Origin of the sequence: Pseudophaeobacter leonis, assembly GCF_002087335.1 — a bacterium.
GTDB lineage: Bacteria > Pseudomonadota > Alphaproteobacteria > Rhodobacterales > Rhodobacteraceae > Pseudophaeobacter > Pseudophaeobacter leonis.
Genome location: NZ_MWVJ01000016.1, coordinates 14347 through 29017 on the forward strand (window position 1 = coordinate 14347; position 14671 = coordinate 29017).

Below are 14671 nucleotides of genomic sequence, written 5' to 3' on the forward strand. Positions count from 1 at the left end.
AAACCTGCGTCTCACCCCAGTCCGCCAGCCCGCCCGGCAGACAGCTGGGAGGCACTGGCGGACATTTTGGGGTCACTGGGAGTCACAGGCACCTCATGACGTCTGTAGCCAAAAACCAGCGCCCCATCAATACAAATTATTACAAATATTTCTGCCCTGAAGCGCCCCCCCCCGCAATGCGCCCAGATGATCGCGGCCTCTGCGATCAACCAGCGCACCACAGTAAGTGGGAGAGTTTTTCCTATGAATATTAGGATATAAGCGCCACATCAGCGCTACAGTCAAAGTCCGTGACCTGCGAAATCAAATCAGCACCGCTGACGTCACGGGACGGCGATGGGTTGACACCCCTCGTGAGAATTTACAAAAAATAACAAGTGAATTTTGATAACGGCTGCCAAATCTGAGCCTGCTCAAGCATCACCACCCCGGACACACCCGACACCTGACTGACATCCGCTCAAGGCGAGGAGCGCCTGTGACAAGACCACCAGCGAGAGTCATTTGTGCCGGATCGCCACGATTTTGTAGCAGCTGATCGGGCGGCTGCGACCAAGGTGAGCTGACTATCCCTCAAACACCCGCTTGCGCGCGCTTTCCACGTGCAGGCGCATCGCAGCCCGTGCCGCATCGGCATCGCCAGCCTTGATGGCATCAAAAATCTGGTAGTGCTCGCGCTGAACCAGCTCAAGCCGCTCTTGCGGTTTGGTCAGCGACAGATTGCGTGTCAACTTCAGGCCCGTCAGGATATTGGCCTTCATCGAGGTCCGCGCCACAGTGAAATACTGGTTCCCCGAGGCGGTGCAGATGGCTTCGTGAAAGGCCTCATCCAACTCCACCCCCAGCGCGCCCTCTTTGATGCACCGATCCAGCTCTTCAAGCTGAGAGCGCATTTTCACAAGATCCGCCTCTGTGCGTCGCTGGGCCGCGAGATAGGCCGCCTCCCCGTCAATGGCGGCGCGAAACTCGAAGGTACGCTGAATATCGGCGATTGAGCCCACCGGGGCAAAATCCAATGCAGCCTCTTCGGGGCGGCGCTGAACAAAAGAGCCTGAGCCCTGGCGGGACACGATCACGCCGTCCTCGCGCAGCTGCTTGAGCGCCTGACGCAACACCGGACGCGACACCTCCAGCTGTTCGCTCAGCACATGTTCTGTTGGAAGCTTGGCACCGACCGGCGCCTCGCCATTGGCAATGAGGGCCAGAATTTTTTCATAGACACGATCCGACAGGGTGCGGTCTCGACCGGACCGCGCAGCCCCGGACGAGATCTTGGTTGCGCCCGCTACCTGTTGTTTTTCTGCCGCCATACCCTAAATCTGTCCATAGTTTCCGGATCTGTTGGTGGGTAGAGACCAAAAATCGAGGCCCCTTCCTGCACCCTTTCCAGGACATAATCCTCAAAGACCGTCATCTCTTCGGTTTCCTGTGCCACTTCTGTCACCAGATGCCGCGGGATGCAAACCACGCCCTCGTTGTCGCCCACAATGATGTCGCCGGGAAAGACCGAGACCCCACCACAGGCAATAGGGTCATTGATCGCAACGGCGTGATGTTTTGTCAAATTGGTTGGCGCACTTGGGCGGGAATGATAGGCTGGCATTCTAAGGGCCGAAATCTCGGGCGTGTCGCGAAAGCCGCCATCGGTCACGATACCCTTACAGCCCCGCTCCTGCAGCCGTGTCACCAGGATACAGCCCGCCGAGGCTGCTGTGGCGTCCTGACGGGAATCAATCACAAAAACCGCGCCCTCGGGGCATTCCTCAACGCCTTTGCGTTGCGGATTTTCGCGGTCGGCAAAAGAGTCCAGACCATCCAGATCCTCACGCGCGGGGATATAGCGCAGCGTATAGGCCGGCCCCACCATATTGGGGCCTGGGTTCATGCGTTGCGGCCCCTGAATAAAGATATTGCGAAAGCCACGGCGAAACAGCGCGGTTGTCAGGGTGGCCGTACTGACCTCTGCCAGCTTGTTGAGCGTCTCGGACGATGGGTTTGTCATTTTGACACCTTCTTTTTTCTTTCAGGTCGGGTTGCGGCAAGCCCGACCTGAAAGGCCCAGACTCACCGCAACCCGCTGTTGTGAGCGCGCAAAACTTTGCGACTACTCAAGCAAGGATGGCAGGTAGAGCGACACGGCCGGCACATAGGTGATCAGAATGAGGGCCGCGAGGATCGCCAGATAGAAGGGCCAGATGGTCTTTAGCGTCTCTTCAATCCTGATTTTCCCCACAGCACAGCCCACAAACAGACAGGTTCCAACCGGCGGCGTACACAGGCCCAGACCAAGGTTGACCAGCAGCATGATGCCAAACTGCGTTGGATCCATTCCCAGATCTTTGACGATTGGCAAAAAGATCGGGGTGCAGATCAGGATCAGCGCCGCCATGTCCATGATCATCCCCAGGATTAGGAGCATCACGTTGATCATGAGTAGGACAAAAATCTTCTCTTCCGAGATCCCCAACATAAAGCTGCTGAGCTTTGCCGGGACCTGATAGAGCGCCAGAAGATAGGCAAAAGAGCTGGCAAACCCGATCAGCACCATCACCATGGCCGTGGTGCGCACAGCCGATAGAACAGAGGTCTTGAACCCTTCCCAGTCGAGACTGCGATAGACAAAGAAGGTCAATAGCAGCGCATAGATCGCCCCAAAGGCCCCCGATTCCGTCACCGTAAACACGACAGACAGGACGCCGCCCACGATGATCACCGCCGTGATCAGGCCGGGAATAGCCGCAAGAGACGCTGCCCAGACTGCCCTCCAGCCCGGGAACTCTTCTGCCGGGTAGTTGTGCTTTACCGCGATGAAATAGGCCGCGATTGCCAGAGACAGGCACATCAGAATCCCCGGAATGACCCCGGCAAGGAACAGTTTGGAGATCGAAATGCCACCCCCGGCCGCAACGGCAAAGATGATCATGTTGTGGCTTGGCGGGATCACGATCCCCGCAATCGACGAGGTCACAGTGACGTTGACCGCATAATCCGCCCGGTAGCCGCGCTCTTTCATCACCGGGATCAGGATCGAGCCCAGCGCAGAGATATCCGCCACTGCCGACCCCGAGATGACGCCAAACAGCATGCTGGAGAAGATATTCACCGAGGCCAGCCCGCCGCGCACATGGCCAACCAGAGCCGAGGCAAAGCGCACCAGACGCATGGCAATACCGCCATGCAGCATCAGCTCGCCGGCAAAGACAAAGAAGGGAATTGCCAGCAGCGAAAACACCGAAATCCCGGAGAGCGACCTCTGGAAGGTGATCAGCAGCGGGAAGCCTTCGAACCAGAAGGCCGAGGCGGCAGCGATTCCCATCGCAAAGGCTACCGGCACACCGAGCACCACGCAGCCGCCAAAAATTCCGAGCAAAATAGCCAGGCCCATAATTATAGTCCGCCTTTTTCTGGGTAGGTTCTGCCCTGCAGCATGCAAATGATCCGGAAGACGGCACGCAGGCCTGTAAACACAAAGACAAGGCCGCCGCACAGGAGTGCCGAAAGTGTTCGGAAGCTTTCGGGGATATCGAGCATGGGCAGCATTGTGCTCCAGCCAAAATTAAACAGCTCGATGCAGGCGATCATCATGATCAGGCCAAAGACAGCCAGAACGATATCAATCAGTATTTTCAGGACACTGCTAATCCTTACGCCCATCGCGTCACGAAACAGGGTCACGCCAAGGTGGGTGTTTTCATGGATACCGGCAGCTGCGCCCAGGTAGGTGATGTAGCAGACAAGCAAGAGCGCCAGTTGCTCGACCCAGGTGGGTGTTGCATTCAACACATACCGGCCAAAAACCAGCCAACCAAATGTCGCGACCAGAATAACAAGAGCGATTGAGGCGGCCAGCATGCACAGGGCACTCAGACCATTCAATCCGCGTTCTGTGCGCGCCATCCAACGCGGGGGGTGCTCCATGAGCCTTTTTCCTTTGACTAATGCGCAATGCGCACCAAAACCCGGAGCGCATCACGTTTGTTTTGGACGCAGGTCAGTCCGCGTTGCGGAACAGATTGACCAGTTCGGTCATCTCAGGGTTCGCTGCCAGATAGCTGTCATAGACTGGCGCCATCGCCGCCTGGAAAGCGGATTTGTCAGCGATTTCATTGACGGTGACACCACCATCAACAACGATCTTCATCGAAGCGGCTTCGCGTTCCTGCCACAGCTTACGCTGCAGCTCGGTCGAGGCGCGACCGGCCTCTTTTACAATGGTCTGCTGCTCAGGTGTCAGGGCATCAAAGGTCTTTTTGCTCATGCACAGGCACTCGGGGATGATCAAGTGCTGCGACATGGAATAGTACTTTGCGACCTCAAAGTGGCTGGTCGATTCATAGGAGGGCGGGTTGTTTTCCGCACCATCGACAACACCGGTTTTGATCGACTGATAGACCTCGGCAAAGGCCATCGGGGTCGCATTGCCGCCCATGGATTCGATCATGCCAACAAACAGATCGTTGTTCATGACCCGCACTTTCATGCCTTCCACATCCGCCGGAGTATTGATCGGCTTGATGGAGTTGTAGAAAGAGCGTGCACCGGCATCATAGTAGCCAAGTGCGACAATGCCTTTGGCTTCCAGCCCTTTGCCCCGCGCTTCACCCGGCGCGCCATCCATCAGGCGGTACATCTGCGGAACGCTTTTAAAGATAAAGGGCAGCGAGACCACATTGGTTTCCGGCACGGCCTGCCCCATTGGCCCAAGGCTAAAGACACCAAAGTCCAGAATGCCGAGACGGAGCTGCTCGATCGCATCTGGCTGCGAGCCCAGAACGCCGGCATGAAAGACCTTACCCTTCACAGAACCTGCGGTTTTTTCTTCGACTTCCGCCATGAAGGCTTCCATGCCGTGCGACACCGGATAGTCCACCACGTGGATGTTCCAGCCGCGCCAATCCTTGGCCTCAGCGCCTACAGGTGCCATCGCCAAAGTTGCTGCTGCAGCAAGGGCAAATGCCCCGCGTCCGATCAATTTGCTCATCATCATCCTGTCTCCTCCTCCAGACAATTTGTCACAAATCAATTCAAGAAATTACAAATATTTACAACTGATAATTTTGGGAGATTTCATAAACCCTCACCCAGACCCCTGGAAAAATGCGAGCTTACATCCACTATATTACTGCTATTAAAGATAAATATACCTGACAGAGAAATCAAACCGCGCCCCTCATGCGGCAACTGCTCAGGGTTAAACACCAGAACTCCCGGCAAACAGGTCAGGCAAAACGCCAATCTGCCGGGGTGACAAATACAGTCAAATCTCCCAGCATCGAGACGGAATCACACCCAGCTGCCGCCGCCCTGCCCCAAGGGGCATGCGATTGCCACTTCCACCTGATTGACAGCAGCTGCTACAACCTGCCCGCCGCAGGCCGCGCCGGATCGGGTGGTGAGCGTGCAGGGCAACGCCTACCGCTAGGACAACCGGTACCTTCTGGACGCACTGGATCTGGACGCACTGGATCACTTTGGCGCCGCCGGGCTGGACGAGCTGCGCGCAAAGGCAGCCCGGCTGATATTGCCAAACCTGTATTATAGGTATATAGGTTTTCAAAATCCAAACACCCGACACCACGCACCAAGATCACGAGATTCGCCATGTCAGAAGACTTTGACACCCTGGATCGCCGCCCGCTGTACACACGGGTTGCCGACAGCATTCTTGCCATGATCGCAGACACTGGCCTGCGCCCTGGCGACAATCTGCCGTCAGAAGCCGCCCTGTGCGAACGTGCCGGGGTCAGCCGGGTTGTGGTGCGCGGCGCACTGGCCCATCTGGCGGGGGCCGGCCACATCAAGCTCTCCAATGGCCGCAAAGCCCAGGTCAATGCGATCAACCCCGACATTCTGGCCGGTACCTTCACCTACGGATTGGCGACCGCTCAGTTTACGGTCAGCAAGGTGCTGGAGGTGCGTCAGGGCATTGAGACCACCATGGCCGCCCTGGCGGCAACAAACCGGACCGAGGCGCAGGTCGCAAAGCTACAAGACCTCTGTGCGCGGATGCAGCAGGCCGTTGGCGAGCCTCAGCTGTTTGCAGAACTGGACTATCTGTTTCACCTCTGCATTGCCGAGGCCACGGACAACCCGCTCTATGTCTATATCGTCAAACCGCTGCGTGAGGTCATCCTGCAGTCGATCACCGCCGGCCGACTGGCACAGCAGACAGAGCGCGAGCAGAACCGCATTGTGAGCGATCACCAGATCATTGTCGATGCCATTGCACAGGGCCATGCCGAGGCCGCAACCAGAGCAATGCAAAACCACTTCTCCGCGGCCAGCCAGGCGGTGCAGCGCACCGATGCAGAGCCCTCTACAGGACCAAACCCATGACCCCCACCCCCTGCGCGCCGCTGGACCTGCTCTGTTTTGGCGAACCGATGTTTGAATTTTCCTGGCTGCAAAAAGACATGATCCGGCCCGGCATTGGCGGCGATGTGTCGAACACCGCCGTCGCCGCCCGCCGCGCAGGGGCCAGTGCTGGGATGCTCACCCATCTGGGGAGTGATAATTTTGGCGACCACATCCTGCAGCTCTATGCCGATGAGGACATCGACGCCTCTCGGATCCTGCGCAAGGATGACGCACCAACCGGGCTCTATTTTATCGACTACGGCCCCGCAGGACACCAGTTTTCCTACCGTCGCGCCGGGTCGGCTGCCAGTCGTGTCCCCCCAGCTGATCTGACACCGGATATGTTTGATCAGGTCGGGGTGCTGCATCTCAGTGGCATCACTCAGGCGATCTCTGACAGCTCCTGCGCCGCCTCGATCCGGGCTGCCGAACTGGCGCGCAAGGCAGGTGCCAAGGTGGCCTTTGACACCAATCTGCGGCTCAACCTCTGGAGCGGCGAACAAGCCCGTGCGGCCCTGGAGACGATCCTGCCACTGGTTGACATCGTCTTTCCCAGCATCGAAGATTCAGAGGCGCTGTTTGGCACCAGTGATGTGAGCGAAATCTGCGACCGGTTTTTGTCATTCGGCGTCGGCATGGTGGTTCTGACCCTGGCTGAAAAGGGCGCAATTGTCGCCACTCCCGACAGCCATGACGTGATTGCGGCCTTCCCCGCTCAGCTGCGGGACGCGACCGGCGCAGGCGATACATTTGATGGCGCCTTTCTGGCCGAATACTGCCAAACCGGTGACGCGCTATATGCTGCGCGGTTTGCCTGTGCTGCAGCCTCGCTCTCGGTCGAAACTGTTGGTGCTGTTGCCTCCATTCCAAAACGCGACAGTATTTTAGCCCGTATGCAACAGGGCCATATGCAGCAAGGTGAAGCCGGATGAAATCCAATCCCGAAACCGCACAAAAGGTCATCCGTGATACCTGCACTCTGGCGCCGATTATGCCGGTTTTGGTCGTGCGTGATGCGGCCCACGCGGCCCCTTTGGCCAGGGCGCTGATCGCGGGTGGCCTGCCTGCCCTCGAGGTCACTCTGCGTACCCCGGCCGCACTGGACGTCATTGCTGCCATGTCACAAATTGCCGGTGGTGTGGTTGGCGCCGGCACCCTGATCACGCCTAAGGACGTGCGAGACGCCAAGGCCGCAGGGGCCGCCTTTGGCGTCTCGCCCGGCGCTACTGATGCTTTGATAGAGGCCTGCCTCACAGAAAACCTGCCGCTGCTGCCGGGGGCCGCCAGCGCCAGCGAGGCCATGCGTCTGCTGGAGCGTGGCTATCAGGTGCAAAAGTTCTTCCCGGCTGAGGCGGCAGGTGGTGCTGCGGCCCTAAAGGCGATTGGCGCCCCCCTGCCGCAAATCAGTTTTTGCCCAACCGGCGGCGTCAGTTTGAAAAATGCAAAAACCTATCTCGACCTGCCCAATGTGCTCTGTGCCGGTGGCAGCTGGGTGGCGCCGGATGCGTTGGTCTCAACTGGTGACTGGGGTGCCATCGAGGCGCTTGCCCGCGAAGCCCGAGAAACCTGTGATACACTGGCCACCTAAAGCCTGGCCACCTAGAACCCGGCCACCTAGAGCCGGGTTTGCCCCCGCGACCCGGCGGGCCTGCCCATTGCGTCTGAAAACGATGACTGGAGACAACATGTCGAAACTGCGCCCCGAAGATCTTCGCTCTCGCAAATGGTTCAACAATCCGGAAAACCCCGAGATGACGGCGCTCTATCTTGAGCGCTATCTGAACTACGGGCTGACCCGCGCAGAGCTGCAGTCGGACAAACCGATCATTGCGATTGCCCAGACCGGCAGCGATCTGAGCCCCTGCAACCGCCACCATATCGAGCTGGCCAAGCGGGTGCGCGACGGGATTATCGCCGCAGGCGGCACCGCAATCGAGGTCCCGGTCCACCCCATTCAGGAAACCGGCAAGCGCCCCACAGCGCTGCTGGATCGCAACCTGGCCTATCTGGGCCTGGTCGAAGCCCTGTATGGCTATCCGATTGACGGCGTTGTGCTGACCATTGGCTGTGACAAGACCACGCCTGCGCTGCTGATGGCTGCGGCGACAGTCGGCATTCCTGCACTGGCGCTCTCGGTTGGGCCGATGCTGAACGGCTGGCACGACGGCAAACGCGCCGGGTCCGGCACCGTGATCTGGAAGGCGCGCGAGCAGCTGGCGGCCGGGGAAATCGACAACGATACCTTTATGGAAATTGCCGCTGCCTCAGCGCCTTCGGTGGGCTATTGCAATACCATGGGCACGGCCACCACGATGAACTCTTTGGCCGAAGCCCTGGGCATGCAGATGCCCGGCGCAGCCGCCATCCCTGCCCCGTACCGGGAGCGCAGCCAGATCAGCTATGAGGTCGGGCGCCGTGTCGTCGACATGGTCTGGGAAGACCTGCGCCCGGATCAGATCATGACCCGCGCCGCCTTTGAGAACGCCATTGTGATCAACTCGGCCATTGGTGGCTCTACCAATGCGCCCATTCACCTCAATGCCATTGCCCGCCACCTGGGTGTCGCACTGGACAATGACGACTGGCAGGCCATTGGTCATGACATCCCGCTGCTGGTGAACCTGCAGCCCGCCGGAGAGTATCTCGGTGAGGACTCCCCCCGTGCCGGGGGGGTGCCCGCCGTGGTTGGAGAGTTGCTGGCGGCCGGGCTGCTGCCCCATCCAGATGCGGTCTGCGCCAATGGCAAGACAATGGCCGAAAACTACGCGCCCTGCCGTAGTGCGAACACCGATGTAATCCGCACTGTCGCCAAGCCGATGCTGACCGCAGCAGGGTTCCTCAACCTCAAGGGAAACCTCTTTGACAGCGCCATCATGAAGACCAGTGTGATCAGCCCCGATTTTCGCAAACGCTACCTGTCAAACCCTGCGGATCTGAATGCCTTTGAGGGGTCGGTCGTGGTCTTTGATGGTCCCGAGGACTATCACAGCCGCATTGATGACCCTAAAGAGGCGATCGGTGAGACCAGCATCCTGGTGATGCGTGGAACCGGCCCAAAGGGCTATCCCGGCGGCGCTGAGGTGGTCAATATGCGCCCGCCTGCCTATCTGCTGAAACAGGGGGTCGACGCCCTCCCCTGTATTGGTGATGGGCGACAGTCCGGCACCTCTGGCTCGCCATCCATCCTAAATGCGGTGCCTGAGGCCGCAGATGGCGGCGGCCTGGCCCTGTTGCAAACCGGGGATCGTCTTCGCATCGACCTCAAACAGCTGCCGCGTCGATATGTTGCTGTCAGAGGCGGAACTGGCAGAGCGCTGCGCGGCACTGAATGCCAAGGGGGGATACCCTTCACCTGCCAGCCAGTCGCCCTGGCAACAGTACTTTCGCGAGATGGTGGAGCCGCTGGATCGCGGCATGACCCTGCGCGACGCCGACACATACCGCAACATTGCCCATAAAACGCTGCCCCGCGACAATCACTAGGCCCGCTTTAGACGCGCTACAGGCCCGCCTGCAAACAGGCGGTCCCCCTATGGCCATTCGGCAAAGGACACCTCCTGGGTGCGCTTGCGGTAGATCGGCGTGTAGGTGCGGCGGAACTGCGCCGGAGCCAGGCTTTCATGGCGGCGAAAAAAGCGGGGGAAATAGGCGGCATCGCTGAAGCCGAGTTTATATCCGATCTCGGCCACCTGCAGGTTGCTGGTGATCAGCAGCGTCTTGGCTTCTTCCATCAATCGCCGCTGCATGTGCCGATGCGGTGGTATGCCGATCGTGCGGCGCACGGCTTCGTTCAACCGGTCGCGCGACACGCCAATGCGGCGGGCATATTCGGCAACGGTCCAGTGGTTTTGCAAGTGCAGCTCCACCAGGTTGAGGAAGCTGTCCGAGATGCGATGCGGCTGTGGCTCGGTCGCCTGAAACGGCGGCGCCGCAGCCCGCCAGATCTCGATCAACAGTAGCGACACGCAATGGTGCAGAACGGTTTCACTGCCGGGTGCCAAGGCGCGCAGTTCGGGCTCGATTTTGTCAAACAGCACGATGCAGGATTGCATCATCGCGGCTGTCATGTCGGACAAAAAGATGCGGCGGCTGACCACCTGGCGCACATGCGCCGAGATCACGTCGGTTGGCAGCGCGCGACCAAGGGCACGTTCAGGCATACGGATCAAAAAACCCCTCGTCCCAGCGGCAAGCGATATGCGGGTGGACCAGCCGGTGGGAGACCAGATCAGACATGGCCCGGCAATATCACGCTCGACCTCGTCAGAGATAAAAGTGCCGCGGCCCGACTCCAGAATCAAAAACGTCGCCCGCCCGCCGGAGGTGGCAAATTCGGTTCTGGTCAGCGCACTCTTGATGCGCTCTGCCTGAATGGTTTGACGTTCCAAAGCCCGCGATGCCCCCTGTGACCTGCCCTCAGATCCGTCAAAAGTACAATTATATCCTCAAAATGTCTATTATCTTGCTGCCTGCGACCGCTTAGGCTTTTGATATCCCCCGCTTCGGGAAAGGCGAGGGATCAAGACTGTGGGTCATATGGGCCACGATATGTCGGGACATCTAGGGAGGAATAAAATGAAAAATTCGCTTTTGGAGGCGGTCTGCGCGACGCGACGCCTCACGACCTGCGCCCTCGCAGCACTTGCACTCGCATCCAGCGTACACGGGGTTGCCGCGCAGGAACGCGACAAAGTAACCATCGGATATGCAGTCTCCAAATCCGGGCCTAACGCAGGCGGCGCCGGGATGACGGTCACCCCCAACTATGAATTGTGGGTCCAGGAGGTGAACGCGGCAGGTGGGCTGAAAATGCCCGACGGCAGCCAGTTGCCCATCGAAGTCATCGCCTATGATGACCGGTCTTCGGCCGAGGAAGTGGTCCGCGCGGTCGAGCGCCTTGCGACGCAGGACAAGGTGGATATCATCCTTCCGCCCTGGGGCACCGGCTTTAATCTTGCGGTCGCACCGCTGATGGCCAAGTTCGGCTATCCACATCTGGCAGGGGCTGCAGTCACCGATAAGGCCTCGGACTTTGTCAAGCGCTGGGACACCAGCTTCTGGTTCATGGGCGGCAGCGCCGACTACGTCTCTGCCTTTACCGATATCCTCGTGGCCGAACGTGCCGCCGGTCGGATCAACGACAAGATCGCCATGATCTCGGTCGCAGACGGCTTTGGCATCGATCTGGTAAAGGCCGCGCGGCCCAGCTTTGAGGCGGCCGGCTTTGACGTCACCTATGACAAGAGCTTCCCGCCCCAGACCTCTGACTTTGCCACCATTCTGAACGAGGCGCAGAGTTCCGAAGCAGACACATTTGTCGCCTTCACCTATCCGCCGCATACTTTTGCGCTGACCAAACAGGCCAAGGTGGCCAGCTTTAGCCCGCCGGTCTTTTACCTCGGCGTTGGCGCTGCCTTCCCTGTGTATCCCAAAATCGCGGATGGATCCGTCGAGGGCATCATGAGCCTGGGCGGGGTCGACCCCAACAACGCGCTGAACAATGCCTACCGCGCCAAGCACCAGGAGGTCGTCGGTCGCGGTGCGGATTACTGGGGCTCAGTGCTGATCTACGCTTCGCTGCAGATGCTGGAGCAGACCGTCGCCCGCGTTGGCCTTGATAAGGCCGCGGTCGCCGCAGAGCTGTCCAGCGGCACATTCTCGACCGTTTTGGGCGCCGAGACCCGTCTGGAAAACAACCAGTTGCGCGCTATCAACTGGGTCGGTCAATGGCAGGACGGCACCTTTGTGGCGGTCTCAGCCGAGGGCGGCGGCAACAAGATGCAGGTCAAACTCCGAAACCCGGCTGGGAATAACCCCACAAACCTGACCAGATATCTCTCGGGCCAGATAGTTTTTGGGCCAGATAACTCTTGAGCCAGTTAACCATTGAGCCAGAGCGCGGCGGAGCGATCCGCCGCCTCTCCTCACCACACTGAATAAGATCGGACTTTCCATGCTCGAACATGTCGTCAACGGGCTTGTGCTCGGCGGCACCTATTCGCTTGTCGCGATGGGGCTCACCATCCAGTACGGCATCGCGAGGATCATGAACCTCGGTTTCGGGGACATGATCATCGCCGCCTGTCTTGCCACCTATGTTCTGTTTACCACCTTGTCGATCAACCCGATCATAGCCTTGCTGATCCTCGCGCCTGCGGGCTATGCGGTGAACAACCTGATTTACCGCGTGCTGATGAAGCCGCTGGTCGCGCGCGCGCCGGACGAAGGCGCCCTTGAGGTCGACAGTATTCTTGTGACCTTTGGGCTGCTTTTTGTGATCCAGGGCCTGCTGCTGGCGCTCTTTGGCGGCGGCTACACCAGCTACAGCTTTCTGAACACGCCGGTCAGTGTTCTGGGCACCGTGGTTGCTGGCAACCGGCTGCTGGCGCTTGTTCTTAGCCTGGTGATCGGCGGAGCACTGGTGATCATTTTGTTCCGCACCCGCTGGGGCATGATCCTGCGTGCGGTGGCACTGGCCCCCAAAAGCGCGCCTCTCTTTGGCATCGACACCGACCGCGCGGCGCGGACCGCCTTTGCCATTGGCGGCGCCATGGCCGCAACCGGTGGCGTGGTTATCTCGATGTTTCAAACCTTTACGGCAACGGCAGGGGTGGTCTTTACCATGAAGGCCCTGATCGTCGTCATCCTCGGCGGCAAGGGCAGCGTGCCCGGCGCCATCGTCGCGGGCCTGTTGCTGGGCCTCGTCGAGACATTTGTCGCCGCCTATGTCGACCCCGGCCTGACGCTGGCCGCCGTTTATACCGTGTTCCTTGTGCTGCTGCTTGTGCGGCCCAACGGCCTCTTTGGAAAGGCGTGACGATGACTACTTTACACGGTTTCGCAGCTGCGGGCGTAGCACTCGTCCTGCTGGCCCTCGCGCCGCTGGTGGTATCCGACTACTGGACCGGCGTTCTGCTGGGCATGACGGGCTATGTCACACTGGCCACCGCATGGGCGCTGTTTTCCGGCCCGACCCGCTATATTTCTCTGGCGACTGTCGCCTTCTTTGGGGTTGGTGCCTACACGGTCGCTGTCCTGAACGAAGTGATGCCCTACCCGCTCGTGCTGCTCTGCGCCGCTGGTATCGGCATGGTCATTGCGTGGTGGTTGGCCTGTCGACCCTGCGCCTTGCCGGGGATTTTGTGATCTTCACCTTTGGGCTGGCCGAACTGGTGCAGATCACCGTCAGCTGGTGGGAGGTCAATGTGACCTACACCATGGGACGCTATATCTTTCTGCCCTTTGAGGGGCGACACATCTACTGGCAGCTGCTGGCGCTTGCGGTCATGACATTCCTGATCGCATGGGCCATTGGAAGGTCGCGCATTGGCCTGGCGCTCAAAGCGCTTGGCGATGACGAAACCGTTGCCGCCCATGCCGGGGTCGATGTGACCCGGATCAAGCTGCTTCTCTTCGTTATTTCGTCAACCATCATCACCCTTGCCGGTGCCATTCAGGCGCCGCGCTGGACCTATATCGAGCCCTCCATTGTCTTTAACCCAACGGTCAGCTTCATGACGTTGATCATGGCACTGCTCGGAGGCCCAATGCGTCTTTGGGGGCCTCTGGTGGGGGCAGTGCCGCTGTTCTTGCTGTTTGAATGGCTCTCTGTCAGCTTTCCGGATCACTTTTCGATCATCCTCGGGCTGCTGTTCATCCTGATCGTCTTTGTCATGCCAAACGGAGTTCTGGCCAAGATCGACGATCTGCGTAAGGGAGACCGGACATGAGCGCGCGTCTAGAAATCACCCACCTGCACAAACGGTTTGGCGGCCTTGTCGCAGTCAATGACGTGTCCTTCACGCTGGAGCCTGGCGAGGTCGTGGGGCTACTGGGGCCAAACGGGTCAGGCAAAACCACGGTGATGAACATGATCTCCGGCGCGCTGCCCTGCGATGGCGGCACAGTACGGGTCGGCGGCACGGACATCACAAAGATGAAGCCGCACAGGGTGGCCAAACACGGCGTTGCACGCACCTTTCAGCTGGTGCGCCCCCTGCCAACGCTGAGTGTTGCGCAGAATGTCCTGCTGTCGCTGGCCTTTGGTCACAAGCGGCACTGGGGGCAGGAGGCACGCGACCTGGCGGAAGAAAAGCTGGCCTTTGTCGGGCTGGCCGGGCGCGGCGATGAGCGGGTCGAAAACCTGACCTACATCGACCAGAAACGCATGGAGATGGCCCGCGCGCTGGCTTCTGAGCCCGATATTTTGTTGTTGGATGAGTGGCTTGCTGGCCTGAACCCCTCTGAGCTGCGCATTGGCATCGACCTCGTGCAGCATCTGCAGCGGACAGGGGATCACCGTCTTGCTGGTGGA

At 59.4% G+C, this 14671-nt stretch carries 13 protein-coding genes and 2 pseudogenes; 9 read left to right on the forward strand and 6 right to left on the reverse strand.

Annotation, left to right across the window (positions count from 1 at the left end):
- Positions 1-566 precede the first annotated feature (566 nt).
- The 5 genes from B4968_RS05495 to B4968_RS05515 all read right to left on the reverse strand — a co-directional run bounded on the left by B4968_RS05495 (position 567) and on the right by B4968_RS05515 (position 4987).
- Positions 567-1310 (reverse strand): FadR/GntR family transcriptional regulator, encoded by a 744-nt coding sequence (locus B4968_RS05495; RefSeq protein WP_083097300.1) that lies wholly within the window; start codon positions 1308-1310, stop codon positions 567-569.
- Positions 1286-2002: a ribonuclease activity regulator RraA gene (locus tag B4968_RS05500; RefSeq protein WP_083097303.1), complete on the reverse strand. Its 717-nt coding sequence runs from the start codon at positions 2000-2002 to the stop codon at positions 1286-1288. The genes B4968_RS05495 and B4968_RS05500 overlap by 25 nt, the downstream gene beginning before the upstream one ends.
- A gap of 102 nt (positions 2003-2104) precedes the next feature.
- The gene (locus B4968_RS05505) at positions 2105-3385 is read right to left on the reverse strand and encodes a TRAP transporter large permease (protein WP_083097306.1); all 1281 of its coding nucleotides are present in this window, start codon (positions 3383-3385) and stop codon (positions 2105-2107) included.
- 2 nt (positions 3386-3387) lie between these two features.
- Complete coding sequence (locus tag B4968_RS05510) at positions 3388-3918, reverse strand: TRAP transporter small permease (protein WP_241525591.1); 531 nt, start codon at positions 3916-3918, stop codon at positions 3388-3390.
- A 73-nt stretch (positions 3919-3991) separates the two neighbouring features.
- Positions 3992-4987 (reverse strand): TRAP transporter substrate-binding protein, encoded by a 996-nt coding sequence (locus B4968_RS05515; RefSeq protein ID WP_083097311.1) that lies wholly within the window; start codon positions 4985-4987, stop codon positions 3992-3994.
- A 614-nt stretch (positions 4988-5601) separates the two neighbouring features.
- Here B4968_RS05515 and B4968_RS05520 point away from each other — a divergent pair.
- The 4 genes and pseudogenes from B4968_RS05520 (at position 5602) to B4968_RS05535 (ending at position 9840) form a co-directional block, all read left to right on the forward strand.
- Complete coding sequence (locus B4968_RS05520; RefSeq protein ID WP_083097313.1) at positions 5602-6336, forward strand: FadR/GntR family transcriptional regulator; 735 nt, start codon at positions 5602-5604, stop codon at positions 6334-6336.
- Positions 6333-7289 carry a sugar kinase gene (locus B4968_RS05525; RefSeq protein ID WP_083097314.1) on the forward strand — a complete coding sequence of 319 codons (957 nt, stop codon included), beginning with the start codon at positions 6333-6335 and terminating at the stop codon, positions 7287-7289. The genes B4968_RS05520 and B4968_RS05525 overlap by 4 nt, the downstream gene beginning before the upstream one ends.
- Positions 7286-7945: a bifunctional 4-hydroxy-2-oxoglutarate aldolase/2-dehydro-3-deoxy-phosphogluconate aldolase gene (locus tag B4968_RS05530; protein ID WP_083097315.1), complete on the forward strand. Its 660-nt coding sequence runs from the start codon at positions 7286-7288 to the stop codon at positions 7943-7945. The genes B4968_RS05525 and B4968_RS05530 overlap by 4 nt, the downstream gene beginning before the upstream one ends.
- A gap of 97 nt (positions 7946-8042) precedes the next feature.
- Positions 8043-9840 (forward strand): annotated as a pseudogene (locus B4968_RS05535) (IlvD/Edd family dehydratase).
- Positions 9841-9887: 47 nt separating this feature from the next.
- On the opposite strand, the gene B4968_RS05540 reads toward B4968_RS05535, so the two are convergent.
- Positions 9888-10745 carry a helix-turn-helix domain-containing protein gene (locus B4968_RS05540; protein WP_083097316.1) on the reverse strand — a complete coding sequence of 286 codons (858 nt, stop codon included), beginning with the start codon at positions 10743-10745 and terminating at the stop codon, positions 9888-9890.
- A 187-nt stretch (positions 10746-10932) separates the two neighbouring features.
- Between B4968_RS05540 and B4968_RS05545 the strand changes: the two genes are divergently transcribed.
- The 5 genes and pseudogenes from B4968_RS05545 to B4968_RS25595 form a co-directional block, all read left to right on the forward strand.
- A complete protein-coding gene (locus B4968_RS05545; protein WP_139792590.1) occupies positions 10933-12231 on the forward strand; it encodes an amino acid ABC transporter substrate-binding protein in 1299 nt (432 codons plus the stop codon).
- 79 nt (positions 12232-12310) lie between these two features.
- Positions 12311-13174, forward strand: coding sequence for a branched-chain amino acid ABC transporter permease (locus B4968_RS05550; RefSeq protein WP_083097318.1), 864 nt, complete (start codon positions 12311-12313; stop codon positions 13172-13174).
- Between the two features lie 2 nt (positions 13175-13176).
- Positions 13177-13503, forward strand: coding sequence for an ABC transporter permease (locus tag B4968_RS24105; protein WP_241525592.1), 327 nt, complete (start codon positions 13177-13179; stop codon positions 13501-13503).
- Entirely contained in the window at positions 13458-14087 is a 630-nt protein-coding gene (locus tag B4968_RS05555) for a branched-chain amino acid ABC transporter permease (RefSeq protein WP_241525593.1), read from the forward strand. Before B4968_RS24105 ends, B4968_RS05555 begins: the two co-directional genes overlap by 46 nt.
- Positions 14084-14524, forward strand: a pseudogene (locus B4968_RS25595) (ATP-binding cassette domain-containing protein); the annotation flags it as partial. The gene B4968_RS05555 and the pseudogene B4968_RS25595, both read left to right, overlap by 4 nt.
- Positions 14525-14671 lie beyond the last annotated feature (147 nt).